At 44.8% G+C, this 21674-nt stretch carries 15 protein-coding genes and 2 pseudogenes; 4 read left to right on the forward strand and 13 right to left on the reverse strand.

Going from position 1 to position 21674, the window contains the following annotated elements; all coding sequences use genetic code 11:
- Positions 1–159: 159 nt before the first annotated feature.
- The 7 genes and pseudogenes from purH to mrcB all read right to left on the reverse strand — a co-directional run bounded on the left by purH (position 160) and on the right by mrcB (position 8156).
- Positions 160–1740 (reverse strand): bifunctional phosphoribosylaminoimidazolecarboxamide formyltransferase/IMP cyclohydrolase, encoded by a 1581-nt coding sequence (purH, locus tag QO189_RS01330; protein ID WP_371531197.1) that lies wholly within the window; start codon positions 1738–1740, stop codon positions 160–162.
- A gap of 149 nt (positions 1741–1889) precedes the next feature.
- Positions 1890–2252 carry a DNA-binding transcriptional regulator Fis gene (gene fis / locus QO189_RS01335; RefSeq protein ID WP_371531198.1) on the reverse strand — a complete coding sequence of 121 codons (363 nt, stop codon included), beginning with the start codon at positions 2250–2252 and terminating at the stop codon, positions 1890–1892.
- A 148-nt stretch (positions 2253–2400) separates the two neighbouring features.
- The gene (locus tag QO189_RS01340) at positions 2401–3348 is read right to left on the reverse strand and encodes a DUF3426 domain-containing protein (RefSeq protein ID WP_371531452.1); all 948 of its coding nucleotides are present in this window, start codon (positions 3346–3348) and stop codon (positions 2401–2403) included.
- A 180-nt stretch (positions 3349–3528) separates the two neighbouring features.
- Positions 3529–3636 (reverse strand): annotated as a pseudogene (locus QO189_RS01345) (MJ0042-type zinc finger domain-containing protein); the annotation flags it as partial.
- Positions 3637–3795: 159 nt separating this feature from the next.
- A complete protein-coding gene (prmA, locus tag QO189_RS01350; protein ID WP_371531199.1) occupies positions 3796–4722 on the reverse strand; it encodes a 50S ribosomal protein L11 methyltransferase in 927 nt (308 codons plus the stop codon).
- Between the two features lie 70 nt (positions 4723–4792).
- Positions 4793–5605: a tetratricopeptide repeat protein gene (locus QO189_RS01355; RefSeq protein WP_371531200.1), complete on the reverse strand. Its 813-nt coding sequence runs from the start codon at positions 5603–5605 to the stop codon at positions 4793–4795.
- A 46-nt stretch (positions 5606–5651) separates the two neighbouring features.
- A complete protein-coding gene (gene mrcB / locus QO189_RS01360) occupies positions 5652–8156 on the reverse strand; it encodes a penicillin-binding protein 1B (RefSeq protein WP_371531201.1) in 2505 nt (834 codons plus the stop codon).
- 369 nt (positions 8157–8525) lie between these two features.
- Here mrcB and QO189_RS01365 point away from each other — a divergent pair, with 369 nt between their 5' ends.
- Positions 8526–11315 (forward strand): heavy metal translocating P-type ATPase, encoded by a 2790-nt coding sequence (locus QO189_RS01365; RefSeq protein ID WP_371531202.1) that lies wholly within the window; start codon positions 8526–8528, stop codon positions 11313–11315.
- Positions 11316–11417: 102 nt separating this feature from the next.
- On the opposite strand, the gene QO189_RS01370 is transcribed toward QO189_RS01365, so the two are convergent.
- A complete protein-coding gene (locus QO189_RS01370) occupies positions 11418–12140 on the reverse strand; it encodes a Bax inhibitor-1/YccA family protein (protein ID WP_058024171.1) in 723 nt (240 codons plus the stop codon).
- Between the two features lie 272 nt (positions 12141–12412).
- On the opposite strand from QO189_RS01370, the gene QO189_RS01375 reads away from it, so the two are divergent.
- Positions 12413–13417, forward strand: a complete 1005-nt coding sequence (locus QO189_RS01375) for an NAD(+) kinase (protein WP_238037334.1) — start codon at positions 12413–12415, stop codon at positions 13415–13417.
- An 83-nt stretch (positions 13418–13500) separates the two neighbouring features.
- Positions 13501–13812, forward strand: a complete 312-nt coding sequence (locus tag QO189_RS01380) for a YeaC family protein (protein ID WP_201599824.1) — start codon at positions 13501–13503, stop codon at positions 13810–13812.
- 81 nt (positions 13813–13893) lie between these two features.
- Here QO189_RS01380 and QO189_RS01385 read toward each other — a convergent pair whose 3' ends face one another.
- The 5 genes and pseudogenes from QO189_RS01385 to QO189_RS01405 form a co-directional block, all read right to left on the reverse strand.
- Positions 13894–14268 carry a HopJ type III effector protein gene (locus QO189_RS01385; protein WP_201599830.1) on the reverse strand — a complete coding sequence of 125 codons (375 nt, stop codon included), beginning with the start codon at positions 14266–14268 and terminating at the stop codon, positions 13894–13896.
- Positions 14269–14432: 164 nt separating this feature from the next.
- Positions 14433–14600, reverse strand: a pseudogene (gene csrA / locus QO189_RS01390) (carbon storage regulator CsrA); the annotation flags it as partial.
- A gap of 409 nt (positions 14601–15009) precedes the next feature.
- Entirely contained in the window at positions 15010–16296 is a 1287-nt protein-coding gene (locus QO189_RS01395) for an aspartate kinase (protein WP_058024167.1), read from the reverse strand.
- A gap of 316 nt (positions 16297–16612) precedes the next feature.
- Positions 16613–19285 (reverse strand): alanine--tRNA ligase, encoded by a 2673-nt coding sequence (gene alaS / locus QO189_RS01400; protein WP_371531203.1) that lies wholly within the window; start codon positions 19283–19285, stop codon positions 16613–16615.
- A 147-nt stretch (positions 19286–19432) separates the two neighbouring features.
- Positions 19433–21070 (reverse strand): DUF389 domain-containing protein, encoded by a 1638-nt coding sequence (locus QO189_RS01405; protein ID WP_371531204.1) that lies wholly within the window; start codon positions 21068–21070, stop codon positions 19433–19435.
- Between the two features lie 365 nt (positions 21071–21435).
- Here QO189_RS01405 and QO189_RS01410 point away from each other — a divergent pair, with 365 nt between their 5' ends.
- Positions 21436–21648 (forward strand): hypothetical protein, encoded by a 213-nt coding sequence (locus tag QO189_RS01410; RefSeq protein ID WP_371531205.1) that lies wholly within the window; start codon positions 21436–21438, stop codon positions 21646–21648.
- Positions 21649–21674: the final 26 nt, after the last annotated feature.

Here is a 21674-nt window from a genome sequence, read left to right on the forward strand (position 1 = left end):
CGTTCGCTGTATGGTTACTCTTAATTGTTAAACGCAAAAAAGCCACTGTAGCGATACAGTGGCTTTTTTATGTTGTTCATCAGATAAACTAAACATGAATAGCAGTGTTAAATATAAGTAATGCTATTCATGCCAGTTTACAAAGTGCTATAGGAGTATTTAGTGGCGGAAATGACGCATGCCAGTGAATACCATCGCAATACCATGCTCATTAGCGGCTGCAATGGTCTCATCATCACGCATAGAGCCACCTGGCTGAATGATAGCAGAGATACCCACTTCAGCAGCATTATCGATGCCATCACGGAACGGGAAGAAGGCATCTGAGGCCATAACGGCACCTTCAGTGGCTAGTCCAGCATGCTCTGCTTTGATAGCAGCGATACGCGCTGAGTTAACACGGCTCATTTGACCCGCGCCAACACCGATAGTACGTTGGCCTTTTGCATAGACAATGGCATTCGATTTGACATATTTTGCCACGTTCCAGCTGAACAATAGATCTGCCACTTGCGCTTCAGTTGGTTGTACGTCAGTGACAATTTTTAGATCGTTTGCCGTAATCAGACCAAGGTCTTGCTCTTGTACGAGTAGGCCGCCATTGACGCGTTTGTAGTCAAGCTGACTATCACGCTGATCTGGTGCTGGTAGTTCACCACATACCAATACGCGTACGTTTTTCTTAGTAGCAGTCGCTTCAAGCACACCGTCTTCAATGCTAGGCGCAATGATGACTTCTACAAATTGATTATCGATAATGGCTTTTGCCGCAGCAAGCGTCAGTGGACGGTTGAATGCAATGATACCGCCAAAAGACGACTCAGGATCAGTGCTAAAAGCAGTGCGATAAGCAGCTACTTGGTCATTATCAACCGCGACACCGCAAGGATTGGCATGCTTAACGATAACGCAAGCTGGTGCACTAAAGGCTTTAACACACTCAAGGGCTGCGTCAGTATCAGCGATATTATTGTATGATAGCGCCTTACCTTGCAGTTGCTTAGCCGTTGCAATAGAAGCTTGCTGGCTTTTTAAAGGCTGGTTTTCAGTGTAGAAAGCGGCGTTTTGATGTGGGTTTTCGCCATAGCGAAGATCTTGCGCTTTTTCTAGCTGTACATTGAATGTACGTGGGAAGTTCTCTGGTTCCTGCGTCTCATTGACACGGCTGCCTAAGAAATTGGCAATCATACCATCGTACTGCGCAGTATGCTCAAAGGCTTTAACCGCTAAATCATAGCGTAGAGTCGTTGTCAGTTCAGTGCCACCATCTAAAGCAGTCAGTACGCGGTCATAATCAGCAGGATCGGTCACGATGCCGACATGAGCGTGGTTCTTTGCGGCTGAGCGTACCATGGTAGGACCACCAATATCGATATTTTCGATAGCATCGTTCATTGTCACGTCAGCACGCGCAATCGTCTCAGCAAACGGATATAAATTTACCACAACCAAGTCAATACGCTCGATTGCGTGCTCATTCATGACAGCATCGTCTGTACCACGACGTCCCAAGATACCACCGTGAATTTTAGGGTGCAGGGTTTTAACACGGCCATCCATCATCTCAGGAAAGCCCGTATAGTCAGACACTTCCGTCACAGCGACATTGTTTTCTGTAAGTAATCGATAAGTACCGCCAGTAGAGAGTAAGCCAAAACCTGCTTTGATAAGGCCTTGAGCAAACTCAACGATATTGGATTTATCAGAGACCGAGAGTAGGGCAAGTGGGGTTGTACTCATAAAAAATCTTCCATAAAAAAAGCCTGACGTAAACGTCTGGCAAGGTGATGATGGCAACAACGGTAGACTATATCGCGATAGATAAAGCCATGCACATTCAATTGCCATGCATGATGATTAGTAATAATGGGTGAGCTCATATAGCAGTGCTACATTAAGTCGTAAGTTTTGAGTTTTTTGCGTAAAGTACCACGATTGAGGCCTAAGATTTGTGCACACTTGGTCTGATTGCCGCGAGTTTTCTCTAGAACCACTGACAATAGAGGCTCTTCGACTTGCTTTAAGATAAGCTCGTACAAGTCGGTAGGCATCTCATCACCTAGCATAGCAAAATACTGGCGAACGACGCGTTCAACATGTACACGCAAAGGCTGCTGTGCGCTACTCGCAGCACTCTCTAACGGGAACTCAACATCGTGTGCGAAATAGCGATGATCTTCTGTATTATAGTCGGCAGGATGCTCAGAGCTCTTAGCAAAATGATGGGCATGATGCTGTGCATGAGGTGCCATAAGATAATATCCTTGAAATGAAAAAAGAGTCAAACCATAAGATGTCAGAATAATAGTATATCAAATTAATATCGTCTAGCGCTGACAGATTGACGGCTATCTTAACGGCAGCGATATGTCAGGCTTATTCTATTGCTAAAAATAGCATTCAATAAAGTGGTGTCATCGTAATTTCGCGAATTTGTGCATTGTCAACGGGTATGGTAAATAGTAGTTGCCTGTTATTACTAGCAGCTAGCTGGCTTGGCTTACCCAATAAATAGTCGTTAGGCCCTGCTATAAACTCTCCAATGAGGTTATCTGTCCCATAAACACTGACTCTTATATTTGGATAGAGCTGTGCTTTTGTGCTTTGATTGTTCAAGGTCGCACTGATATCGCTAAACGCACCTGTTGTTTTAATTTGACTTGATCGATGACTTGGATTGGTGATAGTCAAAGCTGTTAGGTCAGCGCTTGGCAAGCTACACGCTGCAATAGAGCATACCGTTTGGAGGCGCTGCGCATTGGCAGGGTTTTTGACTAACGTCTCTAGGTTAAACATAACATACTGCGCGGCAAGTAATAGTGCTAATACTAAGCATCCAAGTATCCAGAGAATAGATGCAATTGAATGTGTTGTGGATGTTGGCGCAAACTGTGCTTGTGCCTTGTTTGCGCGTTCTATAACAGAATTTTCTTCGTCCCTAAGAGGAACACCCATATCTATTAGTAGTTGTGATAAATCTGTACTATCTACTGATTTGGCTTCGCGTTTATTTTGTTCCTCAAGAAGTGCTTCTAGCCATGAGTTATCAGCTTTGTCGTTGATACTCGCATGAATATCATTGGCAGCATTTGAGCTCAGTACTTCTTGAGTCATTGATGAGTGTTCTGTTGCAATACGATCGGTAGGGGGTGCTACAAATTGTTCTTGGCTTTTATTATTGGTTTTAGAAAATGTGTTTGTCGAGTTGTCAGTTATCGTAGCAGAATTGGTATCACTCACTTGCATCAACCAAGCATCCATGCTGTCTAGTGAGTCGTATTCTACAATGCTGTCTTCTGGCTCATCGATATCCATATCATCATAGATCAAGTCGTCATGAATCAACATATCAGATGAACGTTTCTTATTGAGTGAGGACTTCGCAGTATTTGATATATTGGTATAGCTCTGAGGTTGATTACTCAGCTTGGATTGCGCATTTTGATGTGTTGTAGCAGTATGTTTAGTGGAGGAGCTGTTGGAGGTGTCAGGGGTTACAATAAGGTGTTGATTGACCGAAAAACTTTTTTGGCACTGAGTACAGTTAATGGTAGCATTGGCTTTATTTAGTTGATTCTGTTGCACTTTAAAGCAAGCTTGGCAATGAGGGCACTGGGTTTTTATTGGGGTGGTCATAGGGTCGAATCCAAAAAAGTATGGTTATCTATACCGCTTAGCCACTCACCAACAGCTACCATGCTTTTTGAAATTCTATAAATCATGAGCAACGACAGAGTGGCGTCAAACATGTCACGTTTGACTGCCCTCTATCGTAACAGATGTAATTAAATGTTGCTAGCTAGTAAATGTACCAGATAAACGCTGCCAATGCTGGTCCTCTTGCGCGGTAAAGGCATGCTTTGGATCGAGTGCAAAATAGGGTTGATAAGCTTCCATGACTTGTTCAGTCTGAGACTCGATTAGACCTGCCAATACGATGCGACCTTTCGATGCAATCAATGTCGAAAAGTAAGGTGCTAAGCCAATTAAGGGTTTGGCTAAAATATTGGCGACAATCACTTCTACAGGTAAAACATCGTTTTGTGAGCAGTAGTCTGTGAACTCTTCGGGTAAGAACGCTTGTAGATGATCACCAACATGATTGCGTACCGCATTTTGATTGGTTGCAAGTACAGCTTGTGGATCGATATCGACTGCATACACTTGGCGTGCACCCAATAATAGGGCAGCGATACCCAAAATACCTGAGCCGCAGCCATAGTCGATGACTACTTTATCTGTCAGGTCTTGCTCTGTTAACCAGTCAAGACAAAGACGAGTCGTGGCATGATAGCCAGTACCGAAAGCTAAGCCTGGATCCATAATGATATTGGTCGCCTCTGGATTGGGCGGTGTGAGCCAGTCTGGCACAATCCATAAGTCATTAGCGCATTCGATAGGATGGTAATTACTCATCCATTCACGCTCCCAATCCTTGTCATCAACAGCCGTTAGCCAAATACGAGTAGCCTGTACTTGTGCGGCGATTTCGTGACTGAGCTGCTCAACAGCCTGACGGCTACCAGCATCAGTGGTGGCATCAAATAGCCCTGTCAGTATGACTTCATCCCATAGCGGTGACTCACCGGGAAGTGGTTCAAACAAAGGCTGATCACCTGCATCATCTAAGGCAATAGATAGTGCGCCAGCTTCTAATAAAAGCGCTTCAGCTAAATCGACGTTTGATTTTTCACATTGTAAATGCAGTTGTTGCCATGCCATAACGATAACCCTAAGCTAAAATAAAAATAAATGTATGTTTTGAATAAGTGATAACTGTAGTGAGCGATTATTAGCGTAAAGCTCGTCTTGCTTCACTAACGACGCGTGAGTTACCTTGAGCTTGCCCTGATTGTAAAATGATTTGCCACAGCGCTCGTCTGCGACTGGCATCTTGAGAAACGCTAAGGCCACGACGTGCCATCGCTTCTGCCTTACGAGGTTGGTTTTTTTTCAATGCCACTTGCGCCAGATAAAAATATACGGCAGACGATTTGGGTGCCAAGCGCTGTGCACGGGTAAAGCTGTTTTCAGCATTCGTTAATTGTCCTGATTTCAGTTGATTAACGCCCACCTGCATCAAGTTACGAAATGCAGGCAAGTTACTGTTATTACTTGCCGATTGTTGAGAGCGTTGCTGCGAGTTTTTCCTTGCCTGTTCCAGTAAGTCATTGTGTGACGGTACTGACGGCTCAGAGATGATATAGTCATTGCGCGATGGTATGGCGATGCCCAGATCAGGCTCTGTTGCCACTGGAGTAGGTTGCTCAAATACAGGCGTTTCTTGGGTCAGTGGGTTCGGTGACTCGAGCTGTTCGGGTGGAGTATAAGGTTTAATTGGGTATTCGTTCTCATCATCTGCTTCAACAATGGGTGCCTGAGTCACAGTGGTGGTCGATGTCACTGGCGGCTGTGATGATGGGATTGTTTGAATAGGTGTTGTTTTCATTGCAGCTGAGCTATCTGGCGCAGTCTGGCATGCGCTGAGGCTTAGCATGCTGCAAACGATGCCACCTACAACTAGAGTATTCACTGACGCAAATTTTTTCTGCCACCAAGACAATGTTTGTGTCACAGAGGCAGATTGCTGTAGAAATGAGACCATGTTGAGACCTTTTTTAAATATCAGACGCTACATATTAAAAACAATGTTAAAACCATTCAATAGCACGGTCATACCACGTATCAGCGCGGTTTTGACCTTCATTATTTTGTCCATTACTGTCTTCTGAATCACCAGCATCAACCGCTTCACCATTTGGGATATCTAAACCTTCGCGACGACGTTGCTCATTGATTGCACTCTGCTGATTTTGGAATTGCGATTGCTCGCGAGCACGGTCTTGTTGATATAAGTTAAGCGCGCAGCTACTGGCTTCCTCTGGTAAATGTGCTGACATGACAGGTAAGTAGCGAGCATTGGCACAACGTTCGTTAGACAGCTTGCCTGAGTTGTTCTCGAGCCACAACCATTCTATACCTTCTGGCTCTGGTAGCGCCACCGGAGTGAGTTTGAGGCGTTTCATATAATCGACCCAAACCGGTAGAGCACCAGTACCACCACTCAAGCCAATGGGCTTGTTGTCATCACGACCAACCCAAACAACACTAACGTAGTTACCACTGTAGCCTGCAAACCAAGCATCACGGTAATCATTGGTAGTACCAGTTTTGCCGGCGAGATTCAGATTGCTTCCAAGTGATTGAGCACGTCTAGCGGTACCGTTTGACACCACTTGTTGTAGCGCGTAGTTGGTCAAAAAGTTGGTCTCAGGTGGAATACTACGCTGAGTATTGAGTCCAGTACGCTGCAAAATACGGCCGCGATCATCAATAACCGTGCGAATACTATGAATAGGCGTGCGGAAACCGCCAGTCGCAAAGACTTGGTAAATACCTAACATGTCCATAGGGCTCAGATTGACAGACCCTAATAATGCCGATGGGTATGGTGGTATTTCTTCTTTAACGCCCATGCGTTTTAGCTGTTTGGCAAAAGTATCAACCCCAAATTCCATACCTAAGCGTACCGCCGCTTGGTTATAGGATTGCGACAGTCCTGTGGTCAGTGGTACATAGCCATGATCACGGTTATCATAGTTTTTAGGACTCCAATCGGTACCATCATTCAGATTGACTGTGATAGGTGAGTCATCCACCGAACTTGCTAAGTTATAACGACCACTTTCAAGCGCGGTCATATAAATGATTGGCTTCAATAGAGAGCCAACTTGACGCTTGGCATCGACAGCGCGGTTAAAGCCTGTGAACTCACTGCCACTACCGACGACAGACACCAACTCGCCAGTTTCAGGGTTGGCACTGACGAGCGCGCCTTGTAAATCTTTGGTTTTGCTGCCGCTGCGGCGTAGTTCGCCAAGTTTTCTATCAACCGCCTTGTCTGCTGCCAACTGAGCAATAGGGTCTAGGGTACTAATGATGATTAGACCTTCATTTTTGAGATCATCAGAGTAATAGACATCATTGAGCTCACGTTTGACGATGTCCAAAAAGTCAGGGAACTGGCTCTTGCCCTCAGCAGGCTTGTCCACGATACCGAGCGGCTGTTTTAGGGCTTTGTCATAGTCTTCTTGACTTAGCGTGCCCATTGCGAGCATGTTACCAAGCACCACGTCACGACGAGCTTTTGAATCATTTGGATTACGACGTGGGTTGTAAATACTTGGGCCTTTTGCCATACCAACTAGCATGGCTTGCTGATCTATACGCAGCTCGTTAAGTGGTTTATCAAAATAGAACTGTGAGGCCAAACCAAAACCATTGATAGAGCGATTGCCGTTTTGACCCAAATAAATTTCGTTCAGATAGGTCTGTAAAATTTCATCTTTACTATAATGCAGCTCAAGCAGTACCGCCATCAACGCCTCATTGGCTTTGCGTTTGAGGGTGCGATCTGAGTTGAGGTAAAAGTTTTTGATCAGCTGCTGGGTGATGGTCGAGCCACCTTGTCTAGCGCCGCCAGAGAAGTTATTGAAAACGGCACGAGCGATACCGCGTATCGAGACGCCTTTATGCTCATAAAACGCGCGATCCTCGGTGGCAATCAAGGCATCAATCAGTGGCTGAGGCACGTCATCTAAAGACACAACCATTCGATCTTCGTTACTGTCTGGATAGATACCACCGATACTCACTGGCTCTAGACGAATGATGCCGCTTTTGGCAGGTAAAGTGCTTTGAATAGAGTCAACTTTATTACCAGCAATGGTCATTTTGATGACTTGCTCAGCATCTATATCGCTCGAGCTATAGGTAAAGCCGCGTGTATGGATAAAATAAGTATTACCCGATCTATGATAAGTGCCAGTACGATCATAAGACTTGTTGCTTTGATAATTAAGTAACTCTAGCCATGTTTTCATCGTATCTCTATCGATATTGGCACCCTGATATAGCTCAAGCGGCTGTGAGTACACTTTAGCTGGAATATCCCAGCGCTTGCCTTCGAACTTATGGGTAATGGTGCGATCAAGCTTGACCAAATACAGTGCAAATAGCACCATGCCAGCGATGATGATAATTAAGAGAAGACTACTAAATACCAAGCCGCGCTGCTGTGAAGGTAAGGCATTCATAGCAGGCTTAGATGATGGTGATAGCTTGGTACTTGGTAACTTAAAATTGGATTTTTGCACGGATGTCGCACCATTTTTGGATAAAAAACTGCCTCATAATGACGCAAATTGACAAATTTTTCAATCTATCATCGTTAACGAGCGCATTCATTGGTATTAGACCATAAGCAATGGTACTGCCTAGGGTGATTGCTTGTAGTATAATCTCTATCAAAATACTGATACTTATAATCAAGTATCAACATCTTTCAATTGGGTTAATAAACGCCATATAAGATAACAATCTATGATCACTGTCACGATGTATTTTGTATGAATCCGTCGTTGCTGCTAACTATTTTGAAAAACCTTAAGTACAGTCAATGATAGAAACCTTGCTTAGAGTGAGAACCCTTTAAACAAGCCTATCCAAAGGAAGTACGTCCGATTATGTCTAGTATTCCATCATCAGTATCATCTGCTACCAATCATTCTTATGAAGACAACTCTATTACTGACGGCTTGGTGCTACCCCTTGCTGACCACTGCTTTCATTGCGGTGATCCAGTGCCTCAGCCGCCGTTTTATACTGAGATACTAGGCAAGTCACGTGAGATGTGTTGTATGGGCTGTCAGTTAGCAGCTCAGAGCATTGTAGAAGCTGGGCTCGAGCAGTATTATCTTGACCGTTCGGAGATTAATCGTACAGCAAGCTTACCGACCCAGCTGACGCGTCTCGAAGTCTATGATCATGACGAGATAAAGTCGCAGTTCGTGTATGCGCAAGACGGTCTGTCGGTGGCGGAGCTGTCTGTTAATAATTTACGCTGTGCGGCCTGTACATGGCTGATTGAGTCGCGTCTTGATGAGCTAGAGGGCATTAGTAAATGTCAGGTGAATTTGACCAACCAGCGTATGCGAGTGATTTGGAATGAAGACAAATTACCGATCAGTCGTATTTTAGCGGTCATCAATGAGATTGGCTACGAAGCCAAGCCTTATCGGCAAGATACCCACGAAGCCATGCTGGCGCGTCATAACAATCAAATGTTACTGCGTCTCGGTATCGCGGCACTCGGTTCGATGCAGGCAATGATGTATGCCGTTGCGCTTTATTTTGGTGAATATAGCGACATGTTGATATTCCAGCGTGATTTTTTGCGTTGGGTGTCTTTATTCGTTAGTACGCCTGTTTTCTTCTATGCTGGTATTCCTTTTTTCACATCCGCATGGTCAGCGATTCGTGCGCGCCAGGTCAATATGGATGTGCCTGTTAGCCTTGCCTTGATTATTACCTTCTTTGCCAGTCTATACGCCACCATCACTGGACAAGGGGAGACATACTATGACTCCGTCAGCATGTTTATTTTCTTTTTGCTGGCAGGACGCTATATCGAGCACAATGCCCGTCTAAAAGCCGCGACCATGGCTAATGATCTGGTCGTAGTAGAGCCAGTATTGGTACAAAAAGTTGCCCAAGACGAAGCAGCGGCAGCGCGTATTTTGCAGCAGATCAGAGACAATGAGTCTCAAAAAAGTGAAGCCATCGAAGTTGAGACTCAAAAGGTATCAGATGCGACGGCAGAAATGATGCCTAAGTTTATGAAGGGTATTGATGTCAATGTCCATCAGCTCACATCGCGTATCGCTCAAGATTGGCAGCAGTCACGTAACCAACAGAATGTGACAGCACAATTAGAAGGTGATGTGGTATCAAAGCAGATGGTGACGGCTCATAGCTTGCAAGTGGGTGACATTATTTTGGTTGAAGCGGGTTCTGAGATTATCAGTGACGGTATTTTGTTAAGTCCCACTGCAACCGTCTCGCAAAGTCTACTGACGGGCGAAGGTGATTTAATCATCAAGTCCCAAGGCGATTATATTGTTGGCGGTGCGCAAAACGACAGCCAGCCGTTTGAGATGTTGGTGACAGCGCTACCAAAAGACAGTCAAATAGGGCTGATTGATAGGCTGATGAACCGCGCCATGAGCGAAAAACCCAAACTGGCGCAGCAAGCAGATAAGCTGGCACGTTGGTTTGTCGCCCGTATCTTAGTGCTGTCAGTTTTAGTATTTTTAGGTTGGTATATCGTTGACCCAAGTCAAGCTATTTGGGCAACGGTGGCAGTATTGGTCGCTACTTGTCCTTGCGCCTTGTCATTGGCGACGCCAATTGCCTTGACCGTCTCGACGAACCGTTTAGCCAGCTATGGTTTTTTGACGACGCGCGGGCATACGCTGCAAACATTGGCTGAAATCACGCATGTCGCTTTTGATAAGACAGGTACGCTGACCTATGGCAAACCAAATTTATTAAATATTGAGATAATCGAGCCAGTAAACCAGACTGATTCTGCTACCTCACCATCAACAGCACAAAAAGACACGCTATTGGCAATCGCAGCTGCCTTAGAAGTAGGGAGTCGTCATCCCATTGCACACGCGCTGCTTACCGCTGCCTATCAGTTACATCTACCACCGACGAGTGCCATGCAGCACTATCCTGCAGGCGGGGTAGAAGCCATGATTGACGGTGTTATATATCGTATCGGTCATAAGAATTTCGCATTAGACAATGATATAAATAGTATCGATAAAAACAATGATTTGACCATTGACTTAGTAGCGCAGCGTGCCAGCTCAGCGGTTGTCTTATCGAGCCAGAAATCTGATACAAATGACTGGCAGGCGCTGGCGTGCTTTTATTTTAATGACAAGGTACGTGATAGTACCCAATCGATGCTCGATACGCTCAAAGGGCTAGGTATCGAGTCTGTGATGTTGACGGGTGACCCAAGCCCGCAAGCGCTCGTGATGGCTGAGAATTTAGGGATACAGTCAGCTTATAATGGTCTATCACCGACTGATAAAGTCAATCATATTCAGCAGTTGCAAGCTAAAGGCGCTGTCGTACTGATGGTGGGTGATGGCATCAATGATGCACCAGTGCTAGCAGCGGCTGATGTATCCACCTCGATTGCCGGTGCTGCAGATTTGGCACAAGTATCTAGCGACAGTATTATCTTAAATGGACAAATAGAGGCTATCACTGCTGCCAAACGTATCTCTGATAAAACCGAACGTATTATCAAGCAAAACTTCCGCTGGGCGCTTGCTTACAATAGTATTGTTCTGATACCAGCGGCTTTAGGTTATGTACCACCATGGCTTGCTGCAATTGGGATGTCACTTAGCTCATTGTTTGTCGTGTTAAATGCGCTACGCCTAAAACGCGCTTAGTTAAGAAAGACTGTAAAACCTGCCCATAAAAAAACCGCCTGCAACTATGAATAGCTAAGGCGGTTTTTTCTGTACTAAATTTCTATTAGACAGTTTGTTCAATTAGTCTTGAAGGTAGCTCAATAGACGCATGAACTCAATGTACATCCAGACTAGAGTGGCAAGAATACCAATGCTGAACAACCATTCGTAGTCTTCAGAGATACCCATCGCCACGCCGCGATCAATATTGTCAAAATCCAACAACAGCGTAAAAGAAGCGATAACAATCACAAATAAGCTAAAGCCAATAGCGATAGCACCACCTTCGAACAAGAATGGCAAGGTTGAGCCAAATGCTAGAGACAATACCCACTGTGCTACATAAACAAGCATGATCGCAATCACGGCTGAGGTCACGATAGAGCGGAACTTTTCAGTGACCTTAACCAAACCTGAGCGATACAGTCCTAGCATGACTGCTGCTGTGACGAAGGTCGCACACATTGCAGTGACCGGTACGGTTGGATACATTCTCATAAAGAATAATGAGATACCACCCAAAAAGATACCTTCTAGCAATGCGTAAGGCACCGCCAACGTCTTTGCTTTTTGTGGCTTAAAGGTGATAAAAAGAGCGAGAACAAACGCAGCAATCATGCTACCGAAGGCTGCCATGGTAATAAAACCTTGCGATAAACCTGCCATAAGCGCATAAAAGAAAAAGCCCACACCAGTAATAGCTGATAAACCAAGTAACAGGCTGGTCTTTTGAATAACGCCTTTGACCGTCATTGGATTACCGCCGATCGCAAGTTCTGCGCGACTGACAATAGGATTGGCCATACATAAGTCCTTAATAATAAAATATAAAAATAGAGATGCTGCTACTTTAGCAAAACCGCCGTTATTGTCAACTGTGTTTGCGTGACAGCCGTTACAGCTCAACCTAGTAGTATCAAAACCTAAGCAGACAAGCAAGTATGAGCAAAGCATCTGATATGTTTTATATGGGGCCAGTTACGACAGTTAACAACGATAATTCATAAACATGCTAGTCTAAGCGCGCATTTATCGCTATTATTGCCCTGTACTTCACCGTTATGCCGAGTCGTTTTATGGAAAACTCAGCGCAGTCAGCAAGATTGCCACACTTACACGAGTCAGAGCTGTTCCACGCTATCAAAAATCCTGCTTTTAGGCGTATTGGCTTGATGGGCCGTGCTGGTAAACGCAGCGTCACGCAAAGCCTAGTGCAGATTGCCCAAACCATCAACGATATGAATTTGACGTTGATCATGGATGTACAGACTGCCAACTTACCAACGCTTAACCTCACAGAAGTAGAAAGAGTCAAAATCGTTAAACGTGGCTTGATTGGTGAGATTTGCGATTTGGTCATCGTTGTTGGTGGTGATGGGTCGATATTGCATGCTGCTGAAGCATTGGCACGCTACCGTGTCCCGGTATTAGGGGTTAACCGTGGTCGCCTCGGGTTTTTGGCAGATGTCAAACCTGACGAAGCAGCATTTAAGCTACGTCAAGTATTGATGGGCGATTATCAGCTGGATCATCGATTTTTATTGACGATGGAGATACGAGAAGGGCGTAAAATCATTCATGAAGACATGGCGCTCAACGACATCGTACTGCACGCTGGTAAATCTGTACATATGATCGATTTTCAGATGAAGATTGACGGACATGATGTTTATAGACAACATAGTGATGGCTTGATAGCAGCGACACCCACAGGTTCAACCGCTTATGCCTTGTCCGGTGGTGGCCCCATCATTCATCCAAGTATGGATGCCATCTGTCTGGTGCCCATGCATCCGCATACGCTCTCTAGTCGTCCGATTGTGGTCAGTGGTAATAGTGAGGTTTGTATTCGTATTCACGAAGACAATCGCACGCAGCCGATGGTCAGCGCAGATGGCAAACCAAGCGTACCGCTTGAGCAAGAACAGCGCCTATATATTCGTAAGCATCCTGATAAGCTCACTTTACTGCATCCGCCTGGGTTTGACTTTTATGAAGCCTGTCGTACCAAGCTGCACTGGAACGTACATGCCGAAGAATTCAGTCTGGATGTCGATGATGATATTATAGATGATGAATGAGCGTATCTATTAGGGCATGTCTTCAAATCGTCCAATAGTCATCAAAAAATATGATGCAAAAATAGTAGTGGGGAGTAGGCAAGATGGATAAACAAACAATACTAGCCAGTCTAACACCGGAAGTGGTTGATAAATTCCGCATGGCAATTGAGCTAGGTAAATGGCCTGATGGTCGTAAAATTACCGCTGAGCAGCGAGAAACCTGCATGCAAGCAGTGATGGTATGGGAGCACGAGCATCTACCACCTGCCGAGCGTACGGGCTACATCCACAAACCAGTGAAAGACGACGGTTCAGTGGTTGGTGCTGAATGTGACGTCGAGCACGAGCATCATTATCCTAATATGCCGAACCCGAAAGGGGCGGTACAACCTGTGAAATTTCGTAATAAATAAATCTATAAACAGTCAATAAAAAAGCCACGCTAATGAGCGTGGCTTTTTTTACTTTATTAATCATTCAATCACTACACATATTTAAATTGCAGTCGTGTCGACACTAGGACGAACCGTTAGCGGATTTTTTTGCATCAAAAATCCTTTCCATCCCCAATGCAAAAAGTTGCGAATATTAGCATGGTCGGTACCGTTAGGCGTTGCTTGAACTTTGGCATAATGTTCGCCGAATAGTTTTAGCGTATCCAATTGGTTTAGACCGTGATGCTTAGCAAATCCAAAAATCTTTGCACTGCCTTCGTTTTCTCCAGCGGCATTATGTACCATTCCATTCACAAATGGGGCAGGCGAATAGCGATAAAAATCATCGATAAAGCTGATGACATCATTGAATCCAATGGCTTTTTTATTCAAACCATTAAGTAATGCCGATACATCTGATTGGCGGATACTCATAAATAAATGACCTCAGAGCAGTTTAAAAAATAAAAAATATAATGCTTATGTATGCTCATTAGTCGTTGAGCATTAAGTATTATAGATTAGCGATTGAAGTAGTCTTCGTCATCGAACGAAGGCGAAAAGTTGCCTTGCTCAAGATGTTGCATTTGCGACTGTACAGAGCGCTCATGCTGAATACGTTGATAAATCTCTTCGCGGTGTACGGCAATATCTTTAGGTGCATTCACACCGATACGTACTTGATTGCCTTTGACGCCCAAAACCGTCACACTGACTTCATCGCCAATCATTAGCGTTTCGCCCACGCGGCGTGTCAAAATTAACATGCGTCACACTCCTTATGTCGCATCAACAAATTATTACTCATCAGATTACTTCTCAATTGCAGAACATCACCGCAGCACTAAACATGTCATGTATCAATTATTACGATGCTTGACGTTGTGCCAATAGCGGCAATGATAGGTAGATTCATTTAGCCCAAATGAAAGCCCCATTATAGGTGGCATAACAGATACTGTCACGGTTTTTTCACAAAACTATTAGGTAAATGCTCATTTCAACTATGCTAAAAAATAAAAATAGGACCTAAAAAGATCCTATTTTATTTAAGTAATGTTTTTATTTGGAGGCTATTTATTTAAACGCTATTTATTTACATACGATGTAGAGTCATTCATAGCGGCTAGTAGATAACCATCAATGCTAAAGCTGTATTTTAGCAGTTTTTTGGCCTTATAGCCCAGCGATTTTGCTCTCACCGTCTTCACGGTCAAGACCAAAGGCAGTATGCAATGATTTGACGGCTTTTTCTAAGTGCTGATCTTGAATCAAAACAGACACTTTGATTTCGCTGGTCGATATCATTTGGATATTGATATTGTTCTCAGCCAGTGTTTGGAACATGAGGCTCGCAACCCCTGCGTGTGAGCGCATACCAACACCAACTAGTGAGACTTTGACCACTTCGCTGTTGCCTGAAATCTCTTTGGCTCCAATCTCGTCTTTGACTTCTTCATTAAGCACTTTTAGAGTCTTGTCCAAGTCAGTGCGGTTAACTGTGAACGTAAAGTCAGTGGTCCCGTTGTCCGAGAGGTTTTGGACAATCATATCGATTTCGATATTGGCGCGGCCAATTGGGCTTAAGATAGCAGAGGCGATACCAGGATGGTCAGGTACACCGCGTACTAAGATTTTTGCTTCGTCTCGGTTGAATGCGATACCTGAGATGATTGCCTGTTCCATATTGTCTCCTTCGTCTATCGTAATTAGGGTGCCCACGTTGTTTTGAAACTCTTGGTCAAAGCTACCGTCAGTGTTTTCATCAAAGCTAGATAAGACGCGCAGTGGCACGCCGTATTTGCCAGCGAATTCTACTGAGCGAATCTGTAGGATTTTGGAACCAAGACTTGCCATCTCAAGCATTTCTTCAAAGGTAATTTTTTCAAGCTTTTTGGCTTTTGAGGTGACACGAGGGTCAGTGGTATAAACGCCATCAACGTCAGTATAAATTTGACATTCATCAGCACCCAAAGCCGCCGCAATCGCAACGCCTGTCGTATCAGAGCCGCCGCGTCCCAATGTGGTTGCATTGCCTTCTTCATCAATACCTTGAAAGCCTGCCACAATGACGATATTGCCAGCATCTAGCTGCTCGCGTATGTTTTTATCATCGATGCTTTCGATACGGGCCTTATTATGGGCGTTATCGGTTTTAATCGCGACTTGACGACCAGTCATTGAACGCGCACCAATACCAAGCTCTTTAATCGCCATCGCGAGTAGTGAGATAGAGACCTGCTCACCGGTTGAGACCATCTGGTCGTACTCACGTGGGTCAGGGTTGTTACTGATTTGGCGTGCTAGATCAATCAAACGGTTGGTTTCACCACTCATGGCTGAGACCACAACCACGACTTGATGACCATTATCATGCCAACGTTTGACTCGTTTGGCGACGTTTTTGATGCGGTCGATACTGCCCATCGAGGTGCCGCCGTATTTCTGTACTATTAACGCCATAAAAATCTACCTGTTATTCATTAATGACCTTTTATTATCACTGATAAGTGTCAATGTGATACTCGTCAATGCGTGTATAGATAAAGCCAGATTATAAGAGTTATGCACTATATGTGTCATTCGTTTAGTGGTACTGCATCAACGGTAATACATGAGCAATATTGTCAAACGTTGACCTTTATACCATATCTACAGCATAACTTTAAGTATCAGTACCGCTTAGATATATGGCGATTGGTTATAGTTGCTATAACCAATCGCATATCCCATGCCAAGTAAACCAGAGTAAGGCTCTGAGTTACTAGGCCTTTTATGACTAGCTAAGCTGGGTTTCAATCCAAGAAGGTAGGGCATTGATTACGGCAGGACTGTTGCCAGACTTTGGTGCGCCGCCCTGTGCGTAGTCAGGTTTACCGCCACCTTTACCACCAAGCTCGCCTGCTAAATGACGAATGATATCACCCGCTTTGATTTTAGCAGTAACAGATTTAGCGACGCTCGCTGCGAGAGCTAATTGGTCATCTTTATCACCAATCAATATGATCACACTATCAGGCAGTTTTGATTTGATGTCATCCATTAGCGTACGGATGGATTTACCATCGATACCGCTCAAGGTGCTGATAAGGACGGGCGTACCTGCAATAGTCTGCACGTCATCAAGCAGGTTGGCAGCTTGGGCACTGGCGATTTTTTGCTCTAAGCGCTCTAGCTGTTTTTCAAGCTCACGTTGCTTATCTGCCATGGTGCGTACACGTTGGGCAACTTCAGGACGTTTGACCTTTAGCTGGCTTGCCAACTCACTCAGTTGTTGCTCGCTTTGCTGAATGTTTTTGACCGCATTCATACCCGTGACGGCTTCAATACGGCGAATACCAGCAGCGATACCTGACTCACTGGTGATTTTTAGCATACCGATATCGCCAGTGCGCTCGACATGTAAGCCACCACATAGCTCGATAGAAAAAGGCTTACGCTGACCATCAACGACACTGTCTGTACCCATGGTGAGTACACGAACATCACTGCCGTACTTTTCACCAAATAACGCCATTGCGCCTTGATTCATGGCCTCATCAATCGACATGTGCTCGATACGAGCAGGGGTGTTGGCTTGGATTTGCTCATTGACCAAGCGTTCGACGCGCGAAATTTCGGCAGCACTGACAGGCTTATCATAAGCAAAGTCAAAACGTAGTACGTCGCTTGAGACCAATGAGCCTTTTTGCGTGACGGTATCGCCCAGCACTTCTCTTAGCGCTGCATGTAATAGGTGAGTGGCAGAGTGGTTTTTGGCACTGGCTGCACGAATGCTTGAGAGTACGTGGGCATCCGCCGTTTGCTTGGGTTTGATATCACCCATGGTCACCACACCATAATGAATGATGGCTTGACCAGATTTTTTGGTATCTTGTACTTCAAAGACACCTGATTTGGTGCGGATTTCACCAAGCTCACCCACTTGACCACCGCCTTCCGCGTAAAATGGCGTACGATCAAGTACCACCACACCTTCCATACCTTCCGTTAAGCTATCTGCTGGATTGCCGTCTTGATAAAGGGCATCAATCGTTACGCCATCTTCTTCGAGCTGCTCATAACCGATAAAGGTCGTTGGCGTCTCGACTTGAATGACGCTGCTGTAATCGACATCAAACTTACCCGCATCACGAGCACGTTCGCGTTGTGCTTGCATGTGCTCATCAAATTCGGCTTCATCAATGGCAATGCCGCGCTCACGCGTGATATCTGCTGTCAAATCAATCGGGAAGCCATAGGTGTCGTAGAGTTTAAAGGCCGCTTCGCCAGATAGCGTATCGCCATCTTTTAAACCTTCAAGTTCGCTGGCAAGCAAACGCAGACCTTGCGCCAATGTCTTGGCAAACTGCGCTTCTTCTTTTTGAATCGCGTTTTCGATGACGTTTTGTTTTTCTACTAGCTCTGGATAGGCACTGCCCATTTCAGCCACGAGCGGGGCAACCATTTTGTAGAAAAACTCACTATCCGCGCCAAGCTTGTTGCCATGGCGTACGGCACGGCGAATGACACGGCGTAGGACATAACCACGACCTTCATTGCTTGGCGTCACGCCATCAGCAATCAAAAACGACACGGCACGGATGTGATCGGCGATGACTTTTAGTGATGACTGCTGTTCATTGTCAATCTCTAAAATTTCAGCTGCCGCATCCATTAAATGAGTGAATAAATCGATCTCATAGTTACCATGGACGCCTTGCATAATGGCACTAATACGCTCAAGCCCCATGCCAGTATCAACACTTGGCGCAGGTAGTGGCAATAGCGTACCGTCTTTTTGACGATTGAACTGCATAAATACGCAGTTCCAAATCTCAATATAACGATCGCCGTCTTCTTCAGGTGTACCTGGCAAGCCGCCTTCGATCTCAGCACCATGATCATAAAAGACTTCGGTACAAGGACCACAAGGACCCGTGTCACCCATCGTCCAAAAATTATCAGACGCGTAAGGCGCACCTTTATTGTCACCAATACGAATAATACGTTCACTTGGAATACCGATGGTCTTGTTCCAAATATCAAACGCTTCATCATCGGTTTCATAAATGGTGACATAGAGACGATCTTTATCAATCGCGAGCCACTCTTTTGACGTCAAAAACTCCCAGATATATTCGATACCTGCTTGCTTGAAGTAATCACCAAATGAGAAGTTACCCAGCATTTCAAAGAACGTATGATGGCGGGCAGTATAGCCGACATTGTCCAAATCATTGTGCTTACCACCAGCGCGGACACACTTCTGCGAGGTCACAGCACGTGTATAGTCACGTGGCTCCATGCCCAAAAAAGTCTCTTTAAACTGATTCATACCGGCATTGGTAAATAACAATGTCGGATCATTATGTGGAATCAAGCTAGACGATGAAACTTGGGTGTGCTGCTTGCTTATGAAAAAATCGATAAAGGCTTGGCGAATATCGGCTGAGCGAAATGGCTGGCTCACAGCGGCTCCTTACTGACGGATAGAATTGAGTAAATGACATAAAATAATTTTGCAAGCGATTTTAGCACAAACGCCCAAGCTCTTGGTACAAGAGTTATAACTGCTAGGTGATTGTGCCTCCGTAGTTTGCAGATTCATAGAGAAAAATTAAGGCGAGTTGGTCAAAATCGCCGCATCGGTCTCATCAAGCTTGTCTTTTATCAATGGATCGGACTCAATGACCTGCACTGGCAAGTAGCGCAATTGCAATTTGATAGGCAAGTATTTTGGGAAATTTTCTGCCATGTCTTTGGTAATTACATCCTCTATCTGCTGTACGTCTTCTGAATTTGGACTGGTCTCACCGCGTACCACAGCACGAATGATCTGAAACCCATTATTTTTATCAAACTGAGTGTTGGTCAGTACGTTTCCTTGATCAATAAAATGATTATTGATGGCTTCTTTGACATTGTTTTCAAAGGTTTGCTGCTTGGCATTGCTATTGAGGTTTAGGGTAAGGTAAATACCTAAGCCGACCAGTAACAGTAGTGTGACCGCATTTCGGCGAAAAAATATTAAATAAGTACCAGACTTATAATCATCATCGACCAAACGTCTGAATCCTAAAAACCACAGTACCATGGCATTGGTAAACTGAATGGCAATGATATTGGTCAGTGCCAATAAGGCAGCACCAAGCCCCATCTGTATTTCACCATTGGCAAATAAAATCCCACTAGCCGCGAGCGGTGGCACCAAGGCGGTAGCTACGGCAACCCCAACAACGGCGACGGACAGGTGCGGAGACACCATCGCATACGCACCAGCCGTACCGCCAGCCAGTGCAATCATCAAATCCATAGACGTGGGCTGGGTGCGAGACAAAATCTCATTGGTCAGCTGCTGTCCTTGATGCAAGAGACCTACCACAAATCCGACCAAAATAACCAAAGACACGCCTGCTAACACAGTAAGTAAAGATTTACGCAATAGGGGCATACGGTAGTCAATGATTGCTAGGGCGACACCCGTAATCGGACCGAGCATCATAGCGACCAACATCGCGCCGATAACCACTGCTGCCGAATTGGTCACCAAGCCATAACTGGCAATGATGGCTGAGAGGATGTTCATCACAAAGTACATTTTGCTAGGTAGGGCGTTGGCCTCAATGGTCACACGGACTTCGGGATAATCTATCTTTTGATCACTAAACTGCTCAGCCACAAACTGTTTATAAGATTCCAGCTTGGCCTCTTTTTCATCTTTGATCTTTTCTTCTTCTGACTGTTGCTCGTCGTCATCACTCTCCACATCCTCACCACTGTTGTTTGTCGTTGTAGACTCTGCGGTTAGATGATTATCGACGTCAGCAATGGCAGGGTCGTTTTCATGGATACTATGATCGATCGAAATGGGTTCGACAGGTTGGCTAACATGATTGTTCGGCGCTTCGGAAGTGTCTGGATCTTCTTGTGTTTGATGAAAAGCCTCAGACGCTGTCTCTGATGCGCTGGAGGCTGTGTCTGCATCTGCGCTGGATAATTCAGATTGATTTGAGTCATCATCAGGTGCGTCTAGCGTGGCAATGACGACATCAGGCTCTGGTGACGTCATGACGATCTTTGGTTCAGAGAGTGAATCCTCTTCACTGTTTTCGGTTGCATACTCCTGCTCAGTGGTCTGTTCTGGTTCAGAAGCGTCATCAATCTTTCTCTCAGATGTCTCTTTTGTCATATCAGATGAACTTGAAGAAGCGGTGTCTGGTTTTTTTTGTTGTGACGTATTATCAGAAGCGGTCATAGCGATTGGGCTTTATTAGTCAGATGAAATAAAACCATTATTGTAATGAAAAATCAGCGATAAGCTGTCTTTTTTTTGTGCAAAAGCAATGATCTAGGTATTAGATGAAAAAATAGAGAGATACGTAGCAGAAGGTGCGAGATTTAGAGCAAAGGTAGGAGCTTATGATAAAAACAGGTTGAATATCTGGAGAGCACGGTAATTAACGGCAATACTAAAGTGATATCAAATCCCCTTATATTAACATGGGTTTCTTTGAAAGTCAGTTAATATGTATGCATCCGGCGTCTATATTAAATACTTACTTTTAGTAGGGATATAACGTATAAAGTAGTTATACCCACAAGATAAGTAAGGATTAAATCATGAACTGGCCATTATTTGCTGTCATTTACATCATAGCGGGAACCGTCACTACAGGGATGGTCATCATTGGTACGCTCATTATGGGTTTTGATGAGATAGCTCATATGCAAGTAGCGGTCGCAGTAGGTGCCCTCGCGTCTATACCTATAACGATGTACTTCGCCAAAAAAGTTGGCAGTATCACGGGTAATGAAGAAGGGTATGAGGCATAGTTTAAGATAAGGGTCATGTTTTGTGG

Origin of the sequence: Psychrobacter sp. Arc29, assembly GCF_041431175.1 — a bacterium.
Classification (GTDB): domain Bacteria; phylum Pseudomonadota; class Gammaproteobacteria; order Pseudomonadales; family Moraxellaceae; genus Psychrobacter.